The sequence below is a fragment of the Myxococcus sp. AM009 genome, from assembly GCF_013372605.1.
GTDB lineage: Bacteria > Myxococcota > Myxococcia > Myxococcales > Myxococcaceae > Myxococcus > Myxococcus vastator.
The window spans coordinates 1-5,067 of record NZ_JABXEP010000280.1 but is presented as its reverse complement, the minus strand read 5'-3'; the positions used below and the strand labels follow the sequence as shown (position 1 = coordinate 5,067).

General features: G+C 70.6%; 5 protein-coding genes and 1 pseudogene. 4 read left to right on the top strand and 2 right to left on the bottom strand.

The window, feature by feature from the left end; genetic code table 11:
- From HV824_RS34780 to cmk, 3 genes and pseudogenes are all read left to right on the top strand, one after another.
- Window positions 1–360: pseudogene (locus tag HV824_RS34780) on the top strand (acetyl-CoA carboxylase carboxyl transferase subunit alpha); the annotation flags it as partial.
- Between the two features lie 24 nt (window positions 361–384).
- A complete protein-coding gene (gene hisC, locus HV824_RS34775) occupies window positions 385–1,476 on the top strand; it encodes a histidinol-phosphate transaminase (protein ID WP_176425192.1) in 1,092 nt (363 codons plus the stop codon).
- Window positions 1,473–2,165, top strand: coding sequence for a (d)CMP kinase (gene cmk / locus HV824_RS34770; RefSeq protein ID WP_176416227.1), 693 nt, complete (start codon window positions 1,473–1,475; stop codon window positions 2,163–2,165). Before hisC ends, cmk begins: the two co-directional genes overlap by 4 nt.
- Before the next feature lie 50 nt (window positions 2,166–2,215).
- On the opposite strand, the gene HV824_RS34765 is transcribed toward cmk, so the two are convergent.
- Entirely contained in the window at window positions 2,216–2,713 is a 498-nt protein-coding gene (locus HV824_RS34765; RefSeq protein WP_217918010.1) for a helix-turn-helix domain-containing protein, read from the bottom strand.
- A gap of 95 nt (window positions 2,714–2,808) precedes the next feature.
- On the opposite strand from HV824_RS34765, the gene HV824_RS34760 reads away from it, so the two are divergent.
- Window positions 2,809–3,471 carry a glutathione S-transferase family protein gene (locus HV824_RS34760; RefSeq protein WP_176416228.1) on the top strand — a complete coding sequence of 221 codons (663 nt, stop codon included), beginning with the start codon at window positions 2,809–2,811 and terminating at the stop codon, window positions 3,469–3,471.
- Window positions 3,472–3,490: 19 nt separating this feature from the next.
- On the opposite strand, the gene HV824_RS34755 is transcribed toward HV824_RS34760, so the two are convergent.
- Window positions 3,491–5,067, bottom strand: a 1,577-nt coding sequence (locus HV824_RS34755) for a transglycosylase SLT domain-containing protein (protein ID WP_176425191.1), incomplete at its 5' end; no start/stop codon positions are given.

Here is a 5,067-nt window from a genome sequence, read left to right as displayed (position 1 = left end):
GGCTCGGGCGGGGCGCTGGCCATTGGCGTGGGCAACCGCGTGCTGATGCTCCAGAACAGCGTCTACTCCGTCATCTCCCCGGAGGGCTGCGCCTCCATCCTGTTCCGCGACGCCGCCAAGGCGGACAAGGCCGCGGACGCGATGCGGCTCACCGCGAAGGACCTGCTGGAGATGAAGATCATCGACGAGGCCATCGTCGAGCCCGCCGGCGGCGCCCACCGCGACCCCGCGAAGATGGCGGAGGCGCTGGGCAAGACGCTGCGCAAGCACCTGGGGCAGCTCGCCGAGCTGTCACCCGATGAACTGGTCCAGGACCGGTACGCGAAGTTTCGCGCGCTCGGTGTGTTCTCCGGACGCTGAAACCTCCTATCAGGGCCTCACACCATGCGACCGCTCGTCCCCACCCACGTTGAGACGCTCAAGCCGTACGTGCCCGGCAAGCCCATTGAAGAGACCGAGCGCGAGTTCGGCCTCAAGGGTGTCATCAAGCTGGCCTCGAACGAGAACCCGCTGGGGCCCTCGCCGCGCGCCGTGGAGGCCATGCGGAACATCTCTGGCGCGGCGCACCTGTACCCCGACGCCACGTCCTTCCACCTGGTGCGCAAGCTGGCCGCGCACGTGGACGTGAAGCCGGAGCAGGTGGTGCTGGGCAGCGGCTCCAACGAGCTCATCGAGCTGCTCATCCGCACCTTCACCACGCCGGAGGACGAACTCCTCCTGTGCCAGGGCTCCTTCTCCGCGTACCGCATCTCCGCGCAGGCCCACGGGCGGCCCTTCGTGGAGGTGCCCATGCGCGAGGGCCACCAGTACGACCTGGAGGCCATGGCGAAGGCCATCACCCCGCGCACGCGGATGGTGTTCCTGGCCAACCCGGACAACCCCACGGGCACCGCGTTCAGCCGCGACGCGCTGACGCGCTTCCTGTCCGTCGTGCCGCCGGAGGTGCTGGTGGTGCACGACGAGGCCTACTTCGAGTTCGTCGAGTGGCCCGAGTACACCAGCGCCGTGCCGCTGCTCGGCGGGCACCCGAACCTGGTGGCGCTGCGCACCTTCAGCAAGATTCACGGGCTGGCGGGCGTGCGCCTGGGCTACGGCATCATGGATGCCCGGCTGGCGGCGTACCTGCACCGCACGCGCATGCCCTTCAACCTGACGGTGCTGGCCCAGGCCGCGGGGCTGGCGGCCCTGGATGACACCGAGCACGTGCGCCGCACGCGGGAGGTGAACCGCACGGGGCTGGACTTCTTCGCCGCGGAGCTGCCGACGCTGGGCGGCACGCTCACGCACAGCCACGCCAACTTCGTGTTCGTGGACTTCGGCCGTCCGTCGGTGGCGCTGTACGAGCAGCTGCTGCGCAAGGGCATCATCGTCCGGCCCTTCGCGGGGCAGGGCTTCCCGAACCACGTGCGCATCTCCGTGGGCACGCCCGCGGAGAACGCCCGCTGCGTCCAGGTGTTGAAGGAGATTTTGTCATGAGCGCCCGGCCCTTCATCGTCGCCATCGACGGCCCCGCGGGCGCCGGCAAGTCCTCGGTGTCCAAGCTGCTGGCGCGCCGGCTGGGCTTCTCGCTGGTGGACACGGGCGCCATCTACCGGTGCGTGGCGTTGATGGCCCTGCGTGAGGGTCTCGCCTTCGACGACGACGCGCGCCTGGGCGAGCTGCTGGGCCGCGTGCACATCCACTTCCAGGTGGTGGGCGAGGAGAACCACGTCTTCCTGGGCGGCCAGGACGTGTCCGGAGAGATTCGCACGCCGGACATCTCCATGGCGGCGTCCCAGGTGTCCGGGCGGCCGGTGGTGCGCGCGGGCCTGCTGCAGCTCCAGCGGCGGCTGGCGCTGGAGTCGGAGAAGGGCGCCATCCTGGAGGGTCGTGACATCGGCACGGTGGTGTTCCCGGACGCGGACGCGAAGTTCTTCCTGGCGGCCAGCCCCGAGGTGCGCGCCCGGCGCCGCTACGAGGAGCTGTTCCAGAAGGGCGTGGAGAGCAGCCTGGATTCGGTGCTCGCGGACCAGACGAAGCGGGACCGCGACGACTCCGCCCGCGCCGTGGCGCCGCTGAGGGCCGCCGAGGACGCGGTGCACGTGGACTCCAGCAGCACCCCCCTGTCGGAGGTGGTGCACGGGCTGGAGTCTGAAATCCTGCGCCGGATGGCCGCGCGCGCCTAGCGCGGGTGGCTGAACCTCCGCCCGGCGAAGGGGACGACGCGCCGCACTCATCAAGAGCGCTTCGCCAGCGCCTCCGCGTAGGCGGCCTGCAGCTCGCCGAACACCGAGCGCGCCGGCCGCGGCGCGCCGAGATGCAGGTGGCGCAGCTCGTCCATGAAGGCGCTCCAGAGCGGAGCGCCGCCCTGTTCCAGCAGCTCCGCGCGCACGGACAATTCCTTGCTCGGGCGCGTATGTCGGCGGCCCCAGGCGCCCATGTGCGCGAGGAGCGGCACGAGCTGAATGGCCGCTTCCGTCAGGCTGTAGATACCCTTCTGCCGGTGGGTTGGATCCGGGCATCGCGTCAGCAGGCCGGACGCCGTCAGGCGCTTCAGCCGGTCCGCGAGGATGTTCGAGGCGATGCGTTCCTCGCTCCGCGCGAGCAGCTCGCCGTAGCTGCGCCTGTTCCCGAACATGACGTCGCGGATGACGACCAGGCTCCAGCGGTCGCCGAGCTGTTCGAGCGTCAGGTTGATCGGGCAGCCGGATCGCCCTGTCTGCGCCATGGCCATCCCCTCCAGGTTACTCCTTGCGGTGTGCAAGTGGTAGCGATAGGGTTCCTTCCACTTGCAAATCGCAAGTGGTTTGAGACAGGAGTCCTCCCGCGATGTCGCTCGTGCTCTACGGTCATCCCTTCTCCTCGTATACGCAGAAGGTCCTCATCGCGTTGTACGAGAACGCCACGCCCTTCGAGTTCCGCTGCATCGGACCGGAGACACCTCGGCATTCGGCCGAGTGGTCACGGCGCTGGCCGCTGCGCAAGTTCCCGCTGCTGGTGGACGGTGAGCGCGACGTCGCGGAGACCAGCATCATCATCGAGTACCTGCACCTCGTGCATCCCGGGCCCGTGCGCCTGCTGCCCGCGGACCCGATGGCCGCGCTCGACGTGCGGTTTCTCGATCGCTTCTTCGACCTGCACGTCATGAACGCGGCGCAGCACGCGGTCGATGGTGCGCTGACGGGGGATTCGGTGAAGCGCCAGGAAGGAGTGGCCCTGGCCGTGAAGAAGCTGGAGGTCGCATACGCCTGGCTCGAAGGGCAGCTCGCCGGCAGGACCTGGGCCGCCGCTGGCGAGGACTTCACGCTGGCGGACTGCGCGGCGGCGCCCTCGCTGTTCTACGCGGACTGGACGCACCGGATCTCCGAGGCGTTTCCCGTGCTGCGCGCCTACCGTGCGCGGTTGCTTTCGCGCCCGTCCTTCGCCCGCGCGGTGGAGGAAGCGCGGCAATTCCGGCCGCTCTTCCCCCTGGGCGCGCCAGACCGGGATTGAAGCTCGGCGCGAACGGGGCCTAGAAGGTGACGCCTTCCTTCGTCGGCGCGGGCACCTGCAGCGGCAGCTTCAGCGCTCCCGTGCCGTCGCCGTAGAAGGCGTGGTAGAGGAACAGGTCCGCCACCACCTGCTTCACGTAGCCGCGCGTCTCCTTGAAGGGGATGGTCTCCACGAAGAGGTCCAGCGGCAGCGAGCCCCGCTCCTGGATCCACTTCGCCGCCGAGCCCGGGCCCGCGTTGTACGCGGCCGCCGCGAGCACCGGGTGCGCGAAGCGCTCCATCAGCCGGGACAGGTACCAGGCGCCGTAGCGGATGTTCCGCTCGGGGGAGAAGAGGTCCGCGGGCGCGGGGGCGGGCTCCGTCAGCTTCTCCGCGATGGCGTTCGCCGTCTTGGGGATGATCTGCATCAGCCCTCGCGCGTCGGCCATGCTCATCACCTCCGGCCGGAACGCGCTCTCCCGCCGCATGATGGCCCACACCAGGTAGGGGTCCACCTGGTGCCGCGTCGCCGCGCCCTCCACCGCGGTGGCGAAGGCGCGTGGATAGAAAGGCGCCAAGGCCTCCGGAGCGCGCGCGCCGAAGGCCCGGCCCCACAGGTGGCGCGCCGCCACCGTGTAGGCGTGGCCGTACTCGCCCAGTCCCAGCAGCGCGTGCGCGAAGGGCAGGGCCTGGTCCGCGGAGCGCAGCCGCGCCGCGTGGGCTTCCACCTCGTCCGCCGCGTCGCGGAACAAGCCCGCGCGCGTCAACTCCACCGCCAGCTCCAATTCGGGCGGGCGGGGCAACTTCAGCACCTGCGGCGGCTGTGGGAAGTGCGCGGGCGCCTTCAGGCTCAGCGCCTTGAGCCGCTCGTTGGCCATCAACGCGTAGAAGGACGCGGGCGCGGAGGTGATGACGGCCGTGTACGCGGGCCCCAGGGTGTCCGCCTTGGCGCCTTCCAGCTCGCGGCTGCGCGCCATCCAGTAGCGTGCCTGCGGCCCCATGTTGCTCCTGGGATAGGTGGCCAGGAGCGCCTCCAGCGCGGCGCGGGCCTTCGCGTACTCCTCCTGCCGCAGGTGGGCCAGCGCGCGGAACCACATGCCCTCGTCGCGCCGGCGTGAGCGCGGATAGCGCGCCTCGAAAGCCGTGAAGGACCGCACCGCGTCCGCGAAGCGCCCGGCCTGCAAGTCCAGCCAGCCCGCGAAGAAGGCGCCTTCATCACCCGCCGGCTGCGAGGGGTACTTCTTGTCCAGGGCCGCCATCAGCGTCCGGGCCCTGTCGTTGTCGTCGGACCGGAGCGCGCGCCGCGCCACCAGCAGGTCCGCCTCCGCGGCCACGGCGGCGGGGCCCTTGCGCGCCAGCGCGAGCGCCTTCTCCGCATCCTCCATCCGCCCCAGCGCGAACCAGGCCTTCGCGCGCAGCAGCGCCACGCGGGCCGCCTGGGCCTTGTCGAGCTTCACCTTGTCCAGCGTCGCCAGCTCGTCGAGCCCACGCCGAGCCGCGCCCGCGCCCAGGAAGCGGTCCGCGCGAGTGGTGCGCTCGGTGTAGCCCAGCTTCACCGGCGGTGTGCTGCCCTCCGTCAGCCACGCCATGGCCTCGTCGCCGTAGGGGTGGGTGGGGA

Bases quoted from the DNA above. Each gene is read 5' to 3' on its own strand.
- hisC (WP_176425192.1), top strand. From the start codon at position 385: ATGCGACCGCTCGTCCCCACCCACGTTGAGACGCTCAAGCCGTACGTG.
- cmk (WP_176416227.1), top strand. From the start codon at position 1,473: ATGAGCGCCCGGCCCTTCATCGTCGCCATCGACGGCCCCGCGGGCGCC.
- HV824_RS34765 (WP_217918010.1), bottom strand. From the start codon at position 2,713: ATGGCCATGGCGCAGACAGGGCGATCCGGCTGCCCGATCAACCTGACG.
- HV824_RS34760 (WP_176416228.1), top strand. From the start codon at position 2,809: ATGTCGCTCGTGCTCTACGGTCATCCCTTCTCCTCGTATACGCAGAAG.